Origin of the sequence: Halanaerobium sp. ST460_2HS_T2 (genome assembly GCF_003337665.1) — a bacterium.
In the GTDB taxonomy this organism is placed as follows: Bacteria; Bacillota; Halanaerobiia; order Halanaerobiales; family Halanaerobiaceae; genus Halanaerobium; species Halanaerobium kushneri.
The window spans coordinates 1-19,618 of record NZ_QPJF01000024.1 but is presented as its reverse complement, the minus strand read 5'-3'; the positions used below and the strand labels follow the sequence as shown (position 1 = coordinate 19,618).

The window sequence follows — 19,618 nt, the reverse complement described above, 5'->3', positions numbered from 1 at the left end:
GTATGGCATTAAAATCAAAATCTGCTCGGATGGGTAATGAACCAATCTTAAAGTTGCTTTTTAAATTATCGGTACCTGCAATAATTGGAATGATTATTCAGGCAATGTATAATATTGTTGACAGTATTTATGTGGGCCGCCTCAGCACAGATGCTCTTTCGGCTTTATCTATTTCTTTTCCGGTCCAGATGTTTTTAATTGCAATTGGGGTAGGTACCGGTGTGGGAACAAGTTCTTTAATATCAAGACTTTTAGGTAGAGGAGAAAAATGCAGGGCGAATAATGTAGCGGAACATGTCTTTTTTATCGCTATTATTTATGGAATTCTGGGTGGTTTAATTGGTATTTTCTTTTCTGAAAATATTATAAGATTGTTTACTGATAATTCAGTTTTGATTGATCTTGGTTATCAGTATATAAATATTATTTTAACTGGCTCAATTGCAATTTTTATACCCGCTACTTTTAATTATATTCTGCGGGGAGAGGGAAACACATTTTTACCAATGCTGACAATGATTATTGGAGCAGTTTTGAATATGATTATTGATCCTTTTTTAATTTTTGGACTTGGTCCTTTTCCACAGCTGGGGGTAGCTGGTGCTGCCTATGCAACAGTTTTTTCTCGGATTATAGGTGGAATCTTTATTATTTCTGTCTTATTTAGTGATAAGAATGAGCTGACTTTAAGACTGGAAGATTTTGAATTCGATTTTCAGATTATTAAAGAAATCTATAATGTAGGTATTCCGGCAATGGCTAATAGACTTCTGTTTAGTGTTTCAATTGTATTTATTAATTTAATTCTTGGTGCCTTTAATTCGACCGCCATTGCAGTAATGGGTTTGATTTTTAGAATGCAGTCTTTCTTTTTAATGATGGTTTTTGGTCTGACCCAGGGATATCTGCCGCTGGTAGGATATAATTATGGACATAATAATCCGGAGAGAATGAAAAAGACAATTTTAATTGGAAGTTCAACTGCTCTTGCCTTTGGTACTTTAGGTTTTATTGTTTTTCAACTTTTTCCAACAGCGATCATTAAATTATTTAACAGTGACCCAAAACTTTTAAATATAGGAGTTGAAGCTTTACAGAAGGTTAGTCTTTCCTATTTCTTTATGGTTTTAAATATTATTGGAGTCGCTACATTTCAGGCTGTTGGTAAAGGAATGCCCAGTTTTGCTATTACATTTTTAAGACAGGCAATTCTCTTAGTCCCCGGGATGTATATTCTGGGAGAGTTATCCGGCCTTGATGCCACCTGGTTTGCTTTTCCGATGGCTGAATCAATTTCGTTTGTGATTCTTGCAATCTGGCTGAGTTATGTTATTAAAAAGTCAGTAGCCGAAATGAGAGAAACTTTGTAATTATTATAGACTGTTGTCTGTAATTGAAAGTATTAAATTAGTAAACAAATATGGTTTATTCAGATAGATTGAGAGATATTTATGGAGGGGATTTTGTGACGACTGCAATTAAAATTAGAGATATTAATAAGACATATGGAGAATTACAGGCTTTAGATGATGTGAATTTAGATATTAAAAAGGGTGAATTTTTTGGGCTTTTGGGTCCCAATGGGGCCGGTAAAAGTACTCTGATTGGAATTCTGGGAGGGCTGGTAAAAAAAGATTCGGGTAATGTGACAGTTTTAGGTAAGGATATTATTAAAAATTACAGGGAAACTAAAAAATCTCTGGGAATTGTTCCCCAGGAGATAACCTTTGATCCCTATTTTACTGTGCGAGAAACTTTAGAGATTCATTCTGGTTATTTTGGCATTAAAGATAATGATCAAAAAATAGATGAACTGCTCAATGCTTTAAGTTTATCAGATAAAGCAGAGATTGGTCCGCGGCAGCTATCAGGTGGAATGAAGCGGAGGCTTTTGATTGCCAAAGCTCTTGTTCATGATCCGGAGATTATTGTTTTAGATGAGCCAACGGCGGGAGTGGATGTTGAGCTGCGCAATAGCCTCTGGGAATATGTAATTAATCTTAATAATCAGGGCAAAACAATTATTTTAACGACTCATTATTTGGAAGAAGCGGAGGCCTTATGTGATCGAATTGCTATTATGAACAAGGGAAAAATAGTTAAGGTTGACACAAAAGAGAATCTGATTAACTCCATTGATAAAAAGCTGATCAAAATTCAATTTGCTGATTCAGTCCAGGGATTGGAAGATGAACTGCAGGAAATTAATTTTGATTTAAATAAGGATAAAAGAGAGATTGAAATTGAAACTGCCAAACAGGATTTAGATAAGATTCTGAAAAAAATAAATAGGTTAAATTTAGATATTGTTGATATGAATATTGAAAGTGCTAAATTAGAAGATGTCTTTATTAAGCTTACCAGCTTAGGAGGTGATGACAATTAATTCTATTACCTTTTTAAGTTTGGTTAGAAGAGAGGTTGCTAGATTTACCAAAGTCGCTATTCAGACTATCTTTGCCCCTTTAATTTCCACCGGTCTTTATTTAATAATCTTTTCCTATTCTTTTCAGAATCGGGAAGTTGCAGGATATGGAGTTCCCTATATTAGTTTTATTGTTCCGGGTTTAATTATGATGAGCTTAATTCAGAATTCATTTGCCAATACATCTTCTTCCTTAATTGGAGCTAAATATAATGGGATTATCATTGATTTTCTGCTGGCCCCATTTTCCTATATTGAATTGAGTCTGGGTTTTATGATTGGGGGAATGGTTAGAGGTTTGCTGGTTGCTACTGTAACTTATCTAGTTTCAATTTATTTTTACGGAGGAGCAATTGCACATCCGTTTTTAGCTCTATTTTTTGCTATTTTAGTTTCTTCGATATTTTCCCTCTTTGGGATTATTGCTGGCCTCTGGGCGGAAAAGTTTGATCATGTTTCGATTTTTTCTAATTTCTTTATCACCCCCCTGACTTTTTTAAGTGGAGTTTTTTATTCAGTCAAGGGTCTGCCTGGAATCTGGAGTGAAGTTTCTCTATTTAATCCGGTATTTTATATGGTGGATGCAGTTCGCTTTGCTTTTATCGGACAATCGGATATGTCTCCTTACTTTTCAGCGCTGGTCATTTCCAGTCTGGCGGTATTTTTACTTGTTATAGTTACCTATCTCTTCAAAATAGGATATAAGGTTAAAAGTTAACTGCTAAAGAACTGCCGGAAGAATTTGTTGATTTTGCTGAACAGGAATTCAAAAAAATCAATGAGGCCTATGAGAAAATAAAAGAAGAAAAGGGTGCTTAAATTAAATTTGGGAGGCAAAAAATGAAGATTGTAATGATAGAGCCAATTAATATTTCAATGATGAAGATTGAAGAGTGCAGGCAGAGAATGGAAGCTGAGGGACATGAGCTAATTGCTTATTCCACGCGGGCAGAAGATGATCAGGAAATGATTAAAAGAATTAAAAATGCGGATATTTTAATTATTGCCAATCAGCCCTTACCGTCAGAGGTTATCAGGGCTGCAGAAAATTTAAAGATGATTTCAGTTGCTTTTACCGGTTTTGATCACATAGCAATGGATGCCTGCAGGGAAAATGATATTTTAGTTTCCAATTCTTCCGGTTATGCCAATCAGGCGGTAGCAGAACTTGCCTTTGGACTGACCATTGATTTAATGCGCAAGATTAAGGATTCCGATCAGGCTGTGAGGGCTGGTAAAACAAGAGCCGGGCTAATTGGTAATGAACTGGCAGGCAAAAATTTTGGTATAATTGGTTTTGGTTCAATTGGCCAGAAAACTGCCCGGATTGCCGCTGCCTTCGGCTGTAATATTCTGGTTGATGACCATAAAAAACATCAGCTGGGTGAGGAGCTGGGAGTGGAATATCTACCGATTTCTGAGCTGATGCAGAAGAGTGATATTATAAGTCTCCATGTACCACTTAAAGATTCAACTGTAGATTTAATAAGTGCAGACGAGATTGGACTAATGAAAAAGGATGCAATTTTGATTAACACAGCCCGCGGTCCGGTTGTAAACAGTGAAGCGCTGGCTGAAGCTTTAAATAAAGAAAAGATTGCTGGAGCAGGTATTGATGTTTTTGAGATGGAGCCTCCAATTCCATCAGATCACCCACTTTTAAATGCTAAAAATACTATTTTAACTCCTCATACAGCTTTTGCGACCGAAGAAGCCTTCATTAAGCGGGCGGAAATTGTCTTTAATAATATTGAAGCCTGGCTTAAAGAAGAGCCTCAGAATGTGGTAAGTTAGAAAAACTAAGTCAGCTAAAATTGAAATAAATAATTTTTAAAGAGGTGATGATAATTTATGAGTTTAAAAGATAAAGCCAGAAAATTATTATCTGAATTTAGAGGAGATAATTATGCTTTAGGAATAGGCATTCTAAATGAAATTGGTGATTATGCTAAAGATTATGGTAAAAGTGTGTTATTAATTTCCAACGATACTTATCTTGATTCAGCGGTAAGGCCAATTAAAAAATCACTTAAACAGAATAAATTAAAGCTGGCAGGAAATAGAGTTTTTCGCGGAGCAGATCCAAATGCACCTCGAGAGGATGTTTATCGACTGGCAGGATATATTAATATTTTTGAGCCCGATAGTATAATAGTTGTTGGTGGTGGCAGCACCATTGATGCTCTTAAAGCAGCCAATGTACTGGCCTCTCTCGGACACTACAGTCCGGAGATCGATACTTATTTTGGGACCGGAATGGTAACTGAGGCCTTAAAACACAGCAAAAATCATCTAATACCAACTATTGCTGTGCAGACTGCTTCCAGCTCCGGTGCCCATCTGACTAAATATTCTAATGTGACTGATCTGGTTAGCGGCCAGAAGAAATTAATTGTTGATGATGCGATTATACCTCATAAATCTATTTTTGATTATCAAATAAGTGAGACGATGCCTTTAGATGTCACAGTTGATGGTGCTTTTGATGGTCTGGCCCACTGTCTGGAAGTTTTTTATGGTATTGATCAGGATCATTATGATTTAGAAAAAGATATTGCCTCAACAGCAGTAGAATTGATAGTTGAAAATACGCCAAAATTAATAAGTGACTTAAAAGATACTAAAGCCAGGGAAGCACTTGGACTGGCTACAGATTTAGGTGCTTATTCGATTATGGTTGGTGGGACTAACGGCGGTCACCTAACAAGTTTTTCCCTTGTTGATGTCAGCAGTCATGGTCGGGCCTGTGGAATAATGAATATCTATTATACAGTCTTTTTTGCTCCAGCTATAGAATCTCAGTTACAGGTTATTGGAGATATCTTTAAAAGAAATGGATATTTAAAAAGAGAAATTGATAATCTCAAGGGGAGAGAATTGGGAGAGGCAGTAGCGGCAGGAATGATTAATTTTGCCAGAGATATTAATTTCCCGACAAAACTTTCGGAATTAGATGGGTTTACTGATCGACATATCGAAAGAGCCTTAAAAGCTGCTAAAGATCCCCAGCTGGAGATGAAATTAAAAAATATGCCGATCCCACTTGATGCCTCAATGGTAGATGAATATATGGCTCCAATACTGGAAGCTGCGAAAACTGGTGATTTATCTTTAATCAAAAATATGGAATAATAAAAGGTGAGTTTAATGAAAAAAATTACTGATAAACTTGATTTAGTTTTAGATGCTGGAGCTCAAATTGCAGAAGGCCCTTTCTGGGATCAGGATAAACAGTTATTATATTGGATAGATATTTTAAAAAAGACAATAAATATCTATGATCCTGCAGCTGCTAAAAATAAAATTATTCAGCTGGATAAGATGATAGGTGCTCTTATTCCTACCACTGAGCCAGGGGAATTGCTGACAGCTCTGGAAGATGGTCTTTACATAATTGATTTGGAAACTTTGGAAAAGCAGTTTTTAGTTAATCCAGAATCAAATACTGAAGAGACCAGATTTAATGATGGAAAATGTGATCCAGATGGACGCTTCTGGGTAGGGACGATGGATTTAGAAGAAGATAAACCTATCGGCTCCTTATACTGCTTGAATCAGAATTTAACCTTAGAAGAGAAAGCTAAAGACATAAAAATTTCTAATGGTCTGGCCTGGAGCCTGGATAATAGGACAATGTATTATATAGATTCTCCGACCAAAAAAGTTGTTGCCTTTGATTATAATTTAGAGACTGGTGAAATTTCAAATAAAAGGGAAATAATTAAAGTTGCTGAAGGAAAAGGAGTGCCTGATGGAATGACAATTGATAATCAGGGTAAGCTCTGGATCGCTCACTTTGGGGGAGCTCAAGTTTCAAGGTGGGATCCGGAAACTGGAGAAAAAATAGACAGAGTTGATTTACCGGTCTCAAATGTTACTTCCTGCAGCTTTGGCGGTAGAAATTTAGATGAATTATATATCACTACAGCCAGTGTTGGACTTAGCGAGCAGGAAAAGAGAGAGCAGCCGCTGGCGGGTGGAATTTTTAAGTATCAGGCCGGAGTAAAGGGTTTAAGAGCTGATCGTTTTAAAATAAAAAATAAAAATTAAAGCTAAAATATCTCAAAGTTTAATACTAAATAGTTAAATAATTAGATTTAAAGACACCTTAAATTCGGTTAAAATCCGGCAACAGGGTGTCTTTTTTTTTAATAAATAAAGTGCTTTGCCACAATGGTTAGAAAAAGAACTAGTTTATTAACTCTTGCCATCTCAGGGATCCTGGGAGTATAATATAAACAGAAGTTAAAGAAAAGAATTAAATCAGGAGGTGAAAAGATTTGATTTTAGATCTTTTGAAAAAGAAAAACATTGCAGTAAATGTAAAAGCAGCCGACTGGAAAGAAGTAGTTGATGAAACTGGAAAGCTATTACTGGAAGCTGGTCAAATTGAAAAAAAATATATTGAAGCAATGAAACAGTCAATAATTGATAATGGCCCCTATGTGGTAATCGGAAAAGGGATTGCACTTTTACATGCCAGACCGGAGGATGGTGTTAAAGAAAATTGTCTCAGTTTAATTACACTTGCAGAGCCAGTTGAATTTGGGAATGAAAATAATGATCCTGTAAAAATTGCTTTTGCTTTTGGTACAGTGGATAATGAAAAACACGTTAAAACAATTTCAGAACTATCCGTAGTTTTAATGGAAGATTCAGCAGTTGATAACATAGCTGAAAAGGGAAGTGCGGAGGAAATCTTAACCTATATTGAAGATATTCTGGCACAGCAATAATTTTATTTAAAATAATTTTAAAATTCTTAAATTTTATAAAACAATCAAAAAGAAAATAGGAGGAGAAAAGCATGAGAGTTTTAGCAGTATGTGGAATGGGTTTGGGTAGCAGTCTTGTTTTAAAAATGAATATAGAAAAAATTATGGAACAGGAAGGTATTGAAGGGTCAGTCGAGGTTAAGGATTTATCTTCAATTCAGGGGGAACAGGCAGACTATATTTTTGCCAGTGAAGAAATTGGAGAAAAAATTGAACATCCAGCAGAAGTAATCAGTGTCAAAAATATGACAGATAAAAACGAGATTAGAGAAAAAGTATTAGCTGCTTATAAAAAACTTTAAGGAGGGGAATAGTGTATGGATTTTTTAATGTCTTTTGTTAATTTTTTAGTTTACGAGGTTTTAAATCAACCTGCAACTTTAGTTGGTTTAATGGCATTTTTAGGACTAATATTGCTAAAAAAACCATTTTCTAAAATAATGTCAGGAACCTTAAAGAGTATTTTAGGATTTGTAATTCTGGGTGCAGGTGCCAATGTTTTAATCGGAAGTCTAAATAATTTAGGACCAATGATCCAGGATGCATTTAATATTCAGGGAGTAATTCCAACCAATGAGGCAATAGTTGCTCTTGCACAGCAGACGCTTGGTACTCAAACAGCTTTAATAATGGCATTTGGTTTTATAGCCAATCTTCTTTTTGCCAGATTTACTCCATTAAAATATGTGTTTTTGACCGGTCATCATATTTTCTTTATGGCAGCTTTATTATCAGCTGTTTTAAGTACTGCAGGTTTAACAGGAGTACCATTAATAGTTGCTGGAGCTGTGATTTTAGGTTTTGTAATGGTTCTCTTCCCGGCTCTGGCAGAACCATTTATGAAAAAAATAACTGGAGGTACTGATGTCGCACTTGGACACTTTGGAACCACAGGTTATGTTGCAGCCGGTCTGGTTGGTAACTTAGTTGGAGATCCGGAAGATAGTACTGAAGATATTGAAGTTCCTAAAACTTTAAGCTTCTTAAAAGAATCAGTTCTTTCTACAATGCTGACTATGATAATTATTTTCTTTATAGTTTCCTTAATTGCTGGCCGTGACATTTACTCTCAATATTCAAATGGTCAGAGTATATTTATGTTCTCACTGATGCAGGGTATTACTTTTTCTGCAGGTGTACACATTATCCTAACTGGTGTACGAATGATTATTGGTGAGATTGTTCCGGCCTTCCAGGGTATTGGCGAAAAGTTAGTTCCAGATGCAAAACCTGCACTGGACTGCCCGATTACCTTTACCTATGCACCAAATGCAGTAATTATTGGTTTTTTATTCAGCTTTTTAGGTGGGCTTATCAGCATGTTCTTACTTGGTCCAATAGGGCTTGCCTTAATTATTCCTGGTATGGTTCCCCACTTCTTTACTGGAGCAACCGCCGGAGTATTTGGTAATGCCACAGGTGGTAAAAAAGGAGCAATGCTGGGGGCTTTTGTTAATGGTATCTTAATCTCATTCTTACCAGCTCTCTTGCTACCAGTTCTTGGATCACTGGGTTTTGCAAATACAACCTTTGGTGATGCAGATTTCGGAGTAGTTGGTATAATAATTGGTTATATAGCGAAGCTGTTCGCTTAAAATGAAAAAGAGTACAAGGTTATTTGAGTTATATAAATATCTGGTTGATCAGAAAGAGCCTGTATCTATACAGGTTCTTTCTGAAATTCTGGATGTAAGCAGTAGAACAATTCGCTATGACCTGAATGAGATTGAAGACTTGATTCAAAAATACGAGTTAAAGCTGATTAAAAAACCTAATTTTGGTGTACTCTTAGAGGGCGAAGCGGAAGAACAGTTTAAAGTTTTTGCAGAATTCAATGAATTTTATAATAGCCGTCATTTTCGTTCGGCTAAGATGAGAAAATATTTAATTTTATACAGACTTTTTCAGAAAAAGGAACCAATCTTAATTTTTGAGCTGGCAGATCTTTTAGATGTTAGTTCTGCAACAGTTAGCAAAGATTTAGATCAGGTGGAAGAATGGCTGACTAAAAGAGGTCTGGCTTTGATCAGACGCAGAAATTATGGAGTCCAAATTGAAGGAGCGGAAATTGATATCAGGCATGCCATGAAAAGTCTGCTTAATGAAAGTTATGAAACAGGTAATATGATTGAGCTTTTAAATAAAAGTAATAAAAAGGTGAATTTTAAAAGTCGCCTGGAGCACGGTTATAATGAAGAAATAAAAAATCTTTTAGGTGAGCTAAATTTGGGGGAAATCGAAGCTGTTGTAAAAGCAGCAGAAAATGATCTTGGCATCCGCTTTACTGATAGTGCTTTTACCGGGCTGATTGTTCACATAGCTTTTGCAATCTCAAGACTTCTGGCAGAACAGGATATTAAAATTGGTGCTGAAAGATTACAAATTATAAAAAAGAAAAAGGAATTTGAAATTGCTGCAAAAATAGCAAATTTACTGGAAGGCAAATTTCCAGTAGAAATTCCTGAAGATGAGATCGGGTTTATAACAATTCATCTTCTGGGAGCAAAAATGCGAGAAGGAAAAGTTAACACTGAACTAAAAGAAAATGAGCTTAAATATCTGGTCAAAGAAATGATTAGAGTTGTAGAAAAATATTTTTCTACCAGTCTGGCTGGGGATCAGAAGTTATATTCAGGACTGCTTGTTCATCTGCAGGCGATTGTAAATCGTATTATTTTTGATCTGCCAATCCAGAATCCTCTTCTAGAAGATATTAAAGAAAAATATAAAGAGGTGTTTCAGGCCTCAAGACTGGCAGCAAGGTTAATTCAGAGTGAGTTTTATGTAGAAATTAGTGAAGATGAAGTCGGTTATCTTACCATTCACTTTGGGGCGGCCCTGGAGAGAATAAACTATCAGGAAAAGAAAAAAGCAAAGGTTGCAATTGTCTGCTCAAGTGGGGTAGGAACTACCAATCTTTTAGAGGTTCGTCTAAAAAATGAGTTTAAGGCAATTGAAATAATTGAAAGTCTCTCAAGTCTTGATTTAGAGAATAGCGATATCCTGAAAGAAATAGATTTTGTGATCTCTACTATTCCCTTAAGTCTGGAGGCCAAGGATGTAATTGAGGTCAATCCTTTTCTGGAGGAAAATGATATTGATAAAATTAAATCCTATCTCCAGCAGAGAAAAATGGAATATGGCATTTTTACTGAAGACAAACTAGAAGCAAGTCAGGATAGATTCTCTAATGATTATAAGTCTCTGCTGGCAAAAAATTATAATCTAAAACCTGAAGAAATAATTGATTTACTGCGCCCATTTCTGAATCAGAATCAGATTCCTGCAGCTTTAGAGAAAATAAAAAATTATTTTGCTGCAGAAAAAAATCGGAAAGCAGTTAATTATCAAATTGAAAACCAGAAACATGATCTCCTAAAATTGTTAAAAAGAGATCAAATTAAAATTATAGATCAGGCAATTGACTGGAAAGAGGCGATAAAAAAAGCCGGCCAGCTGCTTTTGGATAAAGGTTTTATTGAAGCCAGATATGTTAAAAGAATGATCGAAATTGTTGAGGATAAAGGTCCATATATTGCAATTGCACCGGAGATCTGTCTTGCTCATGCAGGGATTGAAGATGGTGTCAGGCAGCCAGCAATTAGTCTGCTGGTTATTAAAAATGGAATTAAACTTGGTCATCAATTTGATCCAATAAAATTTGTTTTTGTGCTGGCACCTATTGATAAAAAAGGTCATATGCCAGCACTGACGGATATTATGGAATTTGCAAATAACCAAGAATTAAGAAACAGGATAACAGCGGCTAAGTCAGAAGCAGAAGTTTATGAGCTGCTTGAAAAAGATTTTGCCAGATAACGATTGGTTGATAAACTTATAGATTAATGATAGCAAATATTATTTATTTGTAAGACCATAAAATTAATAGTTTTACAAAGTAGAAGGAGTGTTAATATGAAAGCAGAAAGAAATGTTGAAATTACTAACGCAACTGGTCTGCATGCAAGACCTGCTTCCAAATTTGTTCAGAAAGCAGGTACATTTAAATCGGATGTGAAAATTGTTTATGGAGAAAAAGAAGTTAATGCCAAGAGTATTATGGGGGTTTTGAGTCTGGGAGTAAGTCAGGGCAATCAAATAAAAATAAAATGTGAAGGTGAAGATGCTGAAACAGCGCTGGAAGAACTGATTAACTTTCTGCACGAACAAATGGCCGAAGAATAAGGGAGTGAAATAAATGCTACAGAAAATTGCTGATACAGTCCGGGCACTTTCGGCCGATGCGGTTGAATCTGCGGGCTCAGGTCATGCCGGGATGCCGCTGGGCTGTGCAGAAATTGGTGCTTATTTATTTGCAAAAGAGATCAAATATAATCCAGAAGCTCCAGATTGGTTCAATAGAGATCGGCTGGTTTTATCTGCCGGACATGGGTCTATCTGGCTTTATTCACTGCTTCATCTTGCCGGTTATGATCTCAGTCTTGAAGATCTAAAGCAGTATAGGAGGTTTCAATCTAAAACTCCCGGACATCCGGAATATAAAGTTACACCTGGAGTTGAAATGACAACTGGTCCTCTGGGCCAGGGGTTTGCTCATGCAGTAGGAATGGCACTGGCTGAAGAAATTTTAGCCAAAAAATATAATAAAAAAAATTACAATTTAGTTGACCATTATACTTATGTTGTTGCCGGTGATGGTGATTTAATGGAAGGCATTAGTTATGAAGCTGCTTCTCTGGCTGGAAGTCTGGAGCTTGATAAACTGATAGTCATCTATGATCATAATCAGGTTTCAATTGATGGTCCAACCGATATAACTTTTATAGACGATATTAAAAAAAGGTTTTCTTCTGCTAACTGGCAGGTGATTTCGGCTATAGACGGCAGCAGTTTTTCCGATTTAGAGTCAGCTTTTAAGAAGGCTAAAGAAGAGAAGCAGCGGCCAACTATAATAATTGCAGATACAGTAATTGCAAAAGGAATAGCAGCCAAAGAAGGTGACAGCTCAGCCCATGCTTCTCCTCTGGGAAAAGAAGAAATAATTAAAATGAAGAAAAAAGTTGGTCTGCCTACAGAAGAGTTTGAAGTTCCGACAGCAGTTTATGATTATTTTAAAGCACATCTTTCTGATTGCAAAAGTCGATTTGCTGAATGGCAGGAAATAAAAAGCGATTATGCGATTAAATTTGACAGAGATTATCAGGAATTTAAATCAGGAATTGAACTTAAAGTGGATATTAATTTCGATGATTTAAAAATTGATTTAAATGAAATAAAAGCAATTAGAAATTATGCAGGTGAATATTATCAGAAGCTGGCGGAAAAACTACCTTATTTAATTGGTGGAACCGCAGATCTTTCTGCCTCAACAAGAATAAATCTGGATCAGTATGCTGATATTAAAAGAGGAAATTTTGCTGGCAGAAATATCAAATTTGGGGTTAGAGAACACGCAATGGCTGCAGCAGCTGGAGGTTTAATGCTGCATGGGGGTTTAAGACCTGTTATTGCAACTTATTTAACCTTTTCTGATTATATGCGGCCTTCAATCAGGATGGCAGCAATGATGGGGCTGCCGGTTATTTATGTATTTACTCATGATTCAATCCATGTTGGACAGGATGGTCCAACTCATCAACCTATAGAGCAGCTGGAGTCTTTAAGAATGATTCCTAATTTGAGAGTCATTAGACCATCCACAGCTGCTGAAGTTAAACTGGCCTGGAAATCTGCGGCTAACGAAAAAGATGGACCAGTTGCTCTGGTTATGGCCAGACAGGCTGTAAAAGCCTATAATAAAGAAATTAATAATGAAGAATTTGATAAGGGAGCCTTTATAGTATCTGATGAAATTAATCCTGATATTGCTATCATGGCTGCTGGAAGTGAAGTTGAGACTGCTCTAAAAATTAAAGAGATTCTAAAAAAGGATTATAAAGTTAGAATAATTTCTGCTCCTGAAAAAGAAAAATTATATCATAAGCCGGAATATCTGGAGCAGCTGTTTAAGAATGTAAAATTAAGTGCAGCTATAGAAGCAGGTAATCCAAACGGTTGGTACAGAGTGCTGCAGGGAAAAGCACTGGCTTTTGGAGTTGAAGATTTTGGATTTAGTGCTGATGGAGATCAAATAGCAGCAGAATTTGGCCTGACAGCAGAAAAAATAGCAAAAAAAATAAAGGCTAGTTTATAATTTTGCAATTAATTAAAATAAAAATATAATATTAAATTTAAAGCCTGGCAAATTGATTTTTATTGCCAGGCTTTTTATTTATAAAAATTTTAGTCGAATAATTTTAAAATAAATATTTCAAAATAGGTATATCAAAATATTTTACTGGCAAAATAAGTAAAATATTTCAGAATAATTGTTAGAATTGGCACACAAAACGCAAAAAAACTATAAAAAATGCATAAAAAGTTAAAAAATATGCATGTTTGTGCTTTACTTTTCATAATTATTGTTTTATAATGAAGATGGATTAAATAAAGGAGGAAAAAAATGAGCAGAGAAAAAGTTACAATTAGCCCGTCAATTATGTGTGCAGATTTAGTTAATCTGGAAGAAAGTGTTAGAAAAATTGAAAGTGAAGGAATTGACACCCTTCATATTGATGTATTAGATGGAGCATTTAGCCCGAGTATGCCCTTAGGTATAGGTACAATTAGAGCTCTTAGAGAAATTACAGATATGGATTTTGATGTTCATATAATGTCAAACAATAATGAATTTTTCATCAAAGAAATGATCGACATTGGTGTGCAGCAGATTACATTTCACTATGAAAGCAGTACTCATATTGATCGTCATTTAAAATTAATCAAGAAAAATGGAATTAAAGCAGGAATAGCTTTGAATCCAGCTACCTCACTTAATGATCTAGATTATGTACTGCCGATGTGTGATACAGTGATGTTAATGTTAATGAATCCTGGCTTTGCAGCCGATAAAAATGAGACTCAGGTCGATTATGCGAAAGAGAAAGTCAGTGATTTATATAAGATGATTCAGAAAAAAGGTCTGGATACTAATATTGAAGTGGATGGCCGAGTTTCTTTAGAAGTAATCCCGGATCTTGTTGAAGCTGGAGCAAATATGCTGGTAGCAGGAAGTACAAGTCTTTTCAGAACAGAAAGAAGTCTTTCTGAAAATAAAAAAATTATGGAAGAAGGAATAGAAAAAGGATTAAAATTGAGGGAGGACAACTAAGATGTCAGAATATTACGAAGCGCAAAAAGATATAGTTTCAGAACTTGGAAAAACTCTGGAAAGAGTTGATCCGGAGGAGACTAACAAATTAGTAGAAGAAATTAAAAAGGCAGATAAAGTTTTCTTTGTAGCTGTAGGGAGAGTACTGCTTTCTCTCAAATCAGTTGCAAAGCGGCTGGCACACTTAGGTGTAGATTGTTATATAGTTGGTCAGGTAACAGAACCGGCAATTACCGAAAATGACTTACTAATTGTTGGTTCAGGAAGTGGAGGAACTGCCTTTCCCCTGGCAATTGCCGAAAAAGCAAAGCAGTATGATGCAACTGTTTTTCATATCGGAAGAAATCCAGAATGTCCAATGGCAGAGTTTTCGGATTTCTTTGTTAGAATACCCGCCAGTAAGGAAGCTAACTTGGAAGTTGAAGGAGTAGAATCAGTACAGCCAATGACCAGTTTATTTGAACAGGCTTTATTATTATTCGGGGATACAATAGCATTAATGATGGTCAGAGAAAGAGATATTGAGATGGAAAGTCTCTGGCAGTATCATGCTAATTTAGAATAAAGGAGGAACTCTAATGCAGGCACTACATTTTGGTGCTGGGAACATAGGAAGAGGATTTATTGGTTATTTGTTAAACAAAAGCGACTATAAAGTTTGTTTTGTTGATGTTAATCAAGATATTATTGAATCCATAAATAAGACTAATAGTTATAAAATTGAGCTACTTGATGATGATTCAACCAGAGAAATTATTTCGCCTGTCTCAGCTTTAAACAGCATTAAGCAGAGAGACAGAGTAATTGATTCTATTACAGAAGCCGACTTAATTACGACTTCAGTGGGGATCGAAAATTTACCGAAAATTGCGGGTTTAATAGCTGCAGGACTGCTGAAAAGAATAGAGAATAATAAAACAGAGATTGATGTAATAGCAAATGAAAATGCTGTTAATGCCTCTTCAACTTTAAAAAAAGAAGTTGAAAAGAATCTCTCGGCAGAGGAAATAAAGGAAATATCAAAATATGTGGGATTTCCAAATTCAGCTATTGATCGCCTGGCTTTATCAAAAGAAATTAATGGAGAAGAGGTTGCTCTGGTTGAACCAGTTTATGAGTGGGTAATTAATAAATCTGAAATGAAGAATACCGATCTTCCGCCAATAGAAGATGTTATTTATGTTGATGATTTAGAAGCATATATTAATAGGAAGTTTTATATGATTAATATGGCCCATGCTGCAACTGCTTATGTTGGCTTTAGGGCAGGAGAAAAAACAATTCAGAGCACTCTGGCAGATCCTAAAATGAGAGAATTTATTAAATCAGTCCTAAATGAAGTAAAAAAATATATCGTGATAGATTCACATTTTTCAGCTGAGGAATTAGATGCCTATATTGAAAAAACAATCAGTCGCTTTAAAAATGAAAATATTAGTGATGATGTTCGAAGAGTTGGAAGAGCTCCAATCAGGAAATTGGGTTCTGATGAGCGTTTAGTAAAACCACTGCGAAATTTATTTGAATTAGACTTACCTTTAGAATCGTTAACTATTGTAATTGCAGCCGCCTTTCGATTTGATAATTCGGAAGACGAAGAAGCAGTCCGCTTACAGAAGTATATTCAGGAAAAGGGAATAGAACAGGCAATACCGCATTTTACCGGGATTGTAGAGGAAGAACTTATAAATAAAATTGAAAAATATTATCTTAAATTAGAGAATACAGAAATTGGAGAGTTAATTAAAAACGAGGCTTAATATCTGTCTGAATATTAAAAATGAAAGGGGTGAAGAAATGTTAGGTCAATATTTAAAGGGGAATACTAAATTTATGGGAGAAGTTTCATCCTGGGAAGATTCAATCAAAATAGCGGCAGAACCATTACTTGTCAAGAATTTTATCAAAGAAAAATATATTAAGTCAATGATTGATAATGTCCATGAGTATGGTGCCTATATTGTTTTAGTGCCTGGAATTGCTATGCCTCATGCCAAGGATGAAGAAAGTGTTAATAAAACAGGGATGTCTTTTTTAAAGCTGGAAAAAGCAGTAGAATATCCCGAAGAAAAAGAAGTCAAAATAATCTTTGTTCTGGCGGCAAAGGATAATTCTGAACATCTGGAATTAATAGCTGACTTATCTTCTATTTTAGCTGATGATGAAGTTTTGACTAAGTTTAAAAATGTTGAAAGTGAAAAAGAGTTAATAGAGCTTATTAAAACAGTAGAAGAGTAATTTTGATAGATTATCAAAATTTATTAAAAAATTATTTTAAGAAAGGTGATAAATATGAAAGATATAGCTCCATCTCCAGATCAGTCTTCTGGTATTCGTGCTAAAGTTCAGGCATTTGGTGGATTTTTAACAAATATGGTTTTACCTAATATTGGCGCCTTTATCGCCTGGGGTATTTTAACAGCTTTATTTATACCTACAGGTTGGATCCCCAATGAGAGTCTTGCTAACATAGTTGGTCCGGCAATTAATTACTTACTACCTTTACTTCTTGCTTATACTGGGGGTAAAATGGTTGGGGGTAAAAGAGGTGCAGTAATGGGTGCCGTTGGTACCTTTGGTTTAATAGTAGGTGCAGATATCCCGATGTTTTTGGGGGCAATGATTGTTGGACCACTGGGTGGCTGGATTATTAAAAAGTTTGATAAGGCCATTCATGGAAAAGTTCCAGCTGGTTTTGAAATGATCGTTAATAACTTCTCTCTGGGTATTTTAGGTTTCTTATTAATGATCTCATCTTATCTTTTTACAGGACCGGCTATTGAATTTGCTAATAATTTAGTTAAAGGTGGTATTCAGGTCCTGATTGATACCGGTATGCTGCCATTATTATCTCTGATTAATGAACCTGCAAAAGTTCTGTTTCTAAATAATGCGATTGACCAGGGTATTTATTATCCTCTGGGTATGCAGAGAGCTGCAGAAGTTGGAAAATCAATTTACTTTACAGTGGCTTCAAATCCTGGCCCGGGTCTTGGTTTGTTGTTAGCCTATACATTTTTTGGTTCTAAAACTTCCAAGCGTACTGCTCCAGGTGCTATAATTATTCATTTCTTTGGTGGAATTCACGAGCTATATTTCCCTTATGTTTTAATGAATCCGATTACAATTATCGGTATGATTGGTGGTGCAATGTCGGGTATCGCAACCTTCCAACTATTTAATGTTGGCCTGGTAGCAGGTCCCAGTCCAGGCTCTATTTTTGCCTATCTTGCTCTGACACCTAAAGGTAATTTTTTAGGTATTATTGCTGGAGTATTGGTAGCTACAGTAGTTTCCTTTATAATCACCTCCTTTACCTTAAAGGCTATTGGTGCTGAAAAAGAAGAAGATGACAAAGAAAGCTTTGAACAGGCTGCTGAAAAGTCAAAATCAATGAAAGAAGAAGGTAAAAAAGTTCTTAATTCCAGGGGTGGAAGCAGTACTATTGCAGCTGAAAACATTAGTAAAATTGCTTTTGCTTGTGACGCGGGTGCTGGTAGTAGTGCTCTCGGTGCTACAACCTTTAGAAAGAAGCTAAAGAAAAATAATATTGAAGGAATTGAAGTAGAGCATTATAATATCGAGGATGTTCCTGAAGATGCAGATATTATAGTTGTGCATAAAAATCTGGCAGATAGAGCCAGACGTTCACATCAGAAGAAGAGAATTGTTACTATAGAGAACTTTATTGGTGATCCTAATCTTGAAAGTCTGCTTGCTGAATTAAAATAACAAATTGGTCTTGAGACCTCCCTGCTAAAAATATAGTTAAACATTTTTAGTGGGGTTTTCTTTTAACTTTAAAATTAGGAAAATTGATATAAACCAATAATATTGACTACTAATAAAATGATTAGAAAGGATGATTAAATAAAATGGCTTTTGAAAAAAAGGTAACCATAACAAACGAAACTGGTTTACATGCAAGACCTGCTTCGCAATTTGTTAAAAAGGCTGATAAATTTAAATCAAAAATTGAAATTGTGTTTGGAGAAAAAGAAGTTAATGCCAAGAGTATTATGGGGGTAATGAGTCTGGGAATTAGTCAGGGGACCGAAATTATACTTAAAGCAGAAGGGGAAGATGAAGAAGAAGCGATCAATAAACTGGAGTCCTTTATTAAAACTGAAATGGAAGAATGATTATAAATAATAGTCTCAGTTTTTAATTACTTAAAACTGAGACTATATAAGTTTATTTAGTTATGTAACAACAATGATATTTTTTTTCTGATATAAATTTTTAATATCAGAATCAATATCTTCTGTTATCATATAAGTTAGCTCTTCAGAAGGGCAGATAATCTGACTGGATACTGTTCCTAACTTATCTTTAGTTACCAGACCAATTTTTTCAGTTGAAACTTCAACCATTTTTCTTTTTACCAGGCATTCTGACAAAGTTGGAACACTGATTCCCATTTCTGCATCAATATTATAGATGCCCATAATATATAAGTCAGCTACCATTGTATTTAAAGATTCTACCGTCTGGATGCCAAGATTTATCATTGATTGTTTAAATAAAATTCCACCTAACATTATTACCTCAACATCTTTATGATTAGACAAAGCCATACTAATCGGGGGACTATTTGTTATTATTGTGGCTTTTAATGAAAGAGGAAGTTGATTTACAAGATGGAGATTAGTTGTGCTTCCATCTATTAATAAAACCTGACCATCTTCGATAAAGCGAAGTGCTTTTTGAGCTAATTTAGTTTTTATATCACTGGCGATATTCTGTCTTGAAAAAAAATCAACAACCGGTGGCCCCTTTCTGAGAGCACCACTGTAGACTCTTTTAATTAAGCCCTGATTATCGAGTTCTTTTAGATCCCGACGAATAGTATCTTCAGAAACAGATAAACGTTCACTGAGATCACTAGTAATTACTTTTTGTTCAGCATTTAAAATTTCCAAGATTTTTTGTTGTCGTTCTTCTTTTAACATAATCACCAACCCATTCTAAATTGATTATAATGTAATAAAAAATAAATTTATAAATAAAGTCAAAATGTTTAATTTTGAGGATTCAATCCATTTAATTTTGTTTAATTATATCATAAAAACAGGATAAACTAAAGAACATTAGTTTATAATTATCTTATTTATAAAAAATAACAGGAGTGATTAATTTGCTAAAAAAAATTGCGAACACAGTTAGAGGATTATCTGCAGACATTGTAGAAAAGGCAAATTCCGGACATCCAGGAATGCCAATTGGCTGTGCTGATATTGGTGCTCT

The 19,618-nt window shown here is 35.2% G+C and carries 20 protein-coding genes; 19 read left to right on the top strand and 1 reads right to left on the bottom strand.

The window, feature by feature from the left end; genetic code table 11:
- Positions 1 to 2 precede the first annotated feature (2 nt).
- From DFR80_RS11760 to DFR80_RS11670, 18 genes are all read left to right on the top strand, one after another.
- Positions 3 to 1,370, top strand: coding sequence for an MATE family efflux transporter (locus DFR80_RS11760; RefSeq protein ID WP_114490081.1), 1,368 nt, complete (start codon positions 3 to 5; stop codon positions 1,368 to 1,370).
- A 95-nt stretch (positions 1,371 to 1,465) separates the two neighbouring features.
- On the top strand, positions 1,466 to 2,386 hold the full coding sequence (locus DFR80_RS11755) for an ABC transporter ATP-binding protein (protein WP_076545625.1): 921 nt from the start codon (positions 1,466 to 1,468) through the stop codon (positions 2,384 to 2,386).
- The gene (locus DFR80_RS11750) at positions 2,376 to 3,143 is read left to right on the top strand and encodes an ABC transporter permease (RefSeq protein ID WP_114490080.1); all 768 of its coding nucleotides are present in this window, start codon (positions 2,376 to 2,378) and stop codon (positions 3,141 to 3,143) included. Before DFR80_RS11755 ends, DFR80_RS11750 begins: the two co-directional genes overlap by 11 nt.
- A 122-nt stretch (positions 3,144 to 3,265) precedes the next feature.
- Positions 3,266 to 4,219, top strand: coding sequence for a 2-hydroxyacid dehydrogenase (locus DFR80_RS11740; protein ID WP_114490078.1), 954 nt, complete (start codon positions 3,266 to 3,268; stop codon positions 4,217 to 4,219).
- 57 nt (positions 4,220 to 4,276) lie between these two features.
- Complete coding sequence (locus DFR80_RS11735) at positions 4,277 to 5,557, top strand: iron-containing alcohol dehydrogenase (protein ID WP_114490076.1); 1,281 nt, start codon at positions 4,277 to 4,279, stop codon at positions 5,555 to 5,557.
- 15 nt (positions 5,558 to 5,572) lie between these two features.
- On the top strand, positions 5,573 to 6,475 hold the full coding sequence (locus tag DFR80_RS11730; RefSeq protein ID WP_199505816.1) for an SMP-30/gluconolactonase/LRE family protein: 903 nt from the start codon (positions 5,573 to 5,575) through the stop codon (positions 6,473 to 6,475).
- Positions 6,476 to 6,705: 230 nt separating this feature from the next.
- Complete coding sequence (locus tag DFR80_RS11725) at positions 6,706 to 7,161, top strand: PTS sugar transporter subunit IIA (RefSeq protein ID WP_076545620.1); 456 nt, start codon at positions 6,706 to 6,708, stop codon at positions 7,159 to 7,161.
- 71 nt (positions 7,162 to 7,232) lie between these two features.
- The gene (locus tag DFR80_RS11720) at positions 7,233 to 7,502 is read left to right on the top strand and encodes a PTS sugar transporter subunit IIB (protein ID WP_076545619.1); all 270 of its coding nucleotides are present in this window, start codon (positions 7,233 to 7,235) and stop codon (positions 7,500 to 7,502) included.
- 15 nt (positions 7,503 to 7,517) lie between these two features.
- Positions 7,518 to 8,795: a PTS ascorbate transporter subunit IIC gene (locus DFR80_RS11715; protein WP_233493852.1), complete on the top strand. Its 1,278-nt coding sequence runs from the start codon at positions 7,518 to 7,520 to the stop codon at positions 8,793 to 8,795.
- Position 8,796: 1 nt separating this feature from the next.
- Positions 8,797 to 11,019 (top strand): BglG family transcription antiterminator, encoded by a 2,223-nt coding sequence (locus DFR80_RS11710; protein WP_114490075.1) that lies wholly within the window; start codon positions 8,797 to 8,799, stop codon positions 11,017 to 11,019.
- Between the two features lie 96 nt (positions 11,020 to 11,115).
- On the top strand, positions 11,116 to 11,385 hold the full coding sequence (locus DFR80_RS11705) for an HPr family phosphocarrier protein (RefSeq protein WP_076545617.1): 270 nt from the start codon (positions 11,116 to 11,118) through the stop codon (positions 11,383 to 11,385).
- Positions 11,386 to 11,398: 13 nt separating this feature from the next.
- Positions 11,399 to 13,354 carry a transketolase gene (gene tkt / locus DFR80_RS11700; protein ID WP_114490073.1) on the top strand — a complete coding sequence of 652 codons (1,956 nt, stop codon included), beginning with the start codon at positions 11,399 to 11,401 and terminating at the stop codon, positions 13,352 to 13,354.
- Between the two features lie 309 nt (positions 13,355 to 13,663).
- Complete coding sequence (locus DFR80_RS11695) at positions 13,664 to 14,371, top strand: ribulose-phosphate 3-epimerase (RefSeq protein WP_114490071.1); 708 nt, start codon at positions 13,664 to 13,666, stop codon at positions 14,369 to 14,371.
- A gap of 1 nt (position 14,372) precedes the next feature.
- Positions 14,373 to 14,936: a 6-phospho-3-hexuloisomerase gene (hxlB, locus tag DFR80_RS11690; protein ID WP_114490070.1), complete on the top strand. Its 564-nt coding sequence runs from the start codon at positions 14,373 to 14,375 to the stop codon at positions 14,934 to 14,936.
- A gap of 13 nt (positions 14,937 to 14,949) precedes the next feature.
- A complete protein-coding gene (locus tag DFR80_RS11685; RefSeq protein ID WP_114490069.1) occupies positions 14,950 to 16,131 on the top strand; it encodes a mannitol-1-phosphate 5-dehydrogenase in 1,182 nt (393 codons plus the stop codon).
- Positions 16,132 to 16,168: 37 nt separating this feature from the next.
- Entirely contained in the window at positions 16,169 to 16,609 is a 441-nt protein-coding gene (locus DFR80_RS11680) for a PTS sugar transporter subunit IIA (protein WP_114490067.1), read from the top strand.
- Positions 16,610 to 16,663: 54 nt separating this feature from the next.
- The gene (locus DFR80_RS11675; protein WP_114490066.1) at positions 16,664 to 18,103 is read left to right on the top strand and encodes a PTS mannitol transporter subunit IICB; all 1,440 of its coding nucleotides are present in this window, start codon (positions 16,664 to 16,666) and stop codon (positions 18,101 to 18,103) included.
- A gap of 143 nt (positions 18,104 to 18,246) precedes the next feature.
- The gene (locus DFR80_RS11670; protein ID WP_076545610.1) at positions 18,247 to 18,513 is read left to right on the top strand and encodes an HPr family phosphocarrier protein; all 267 of its coding nucleotides are present in this window, start codon (positions 18,247 to 18,249) and stop codon (positions 18,511 to 18,513) included.
- Between the two features lie 60 nt (positions 18,514 to 18,573).
- Here the strand turns inward: DFR80_RS11670 and DFR80_RS11665 are convergent, their stop codons facing one another.
- On the bottom strand, positions 18,574 to 19,323 hold the full coding sequence (locus tag DFR80_RS11665) for a DeoR/GlpR family DNA-binding transcription regulator (RefSeq protein ID WP_114490065.1): 750 nt from the start codon (positions 19,321 to 19,323) through the stop codon (positions 18,574 to 18,576).
- Between the two features lie 185 nt (positions 19,324 to 19,508).
- Between DFR80_RS11665 and DFR80_RS15600 the strand changes: the two genes are divergently transcribed.
- The coding region (locus tag DFR80_RS15600) for a hypothetical protein (protein WP_369862762.1) at positions 19,509 to 19,618 on the top strand (110 nt) is incomplete at its 3' end.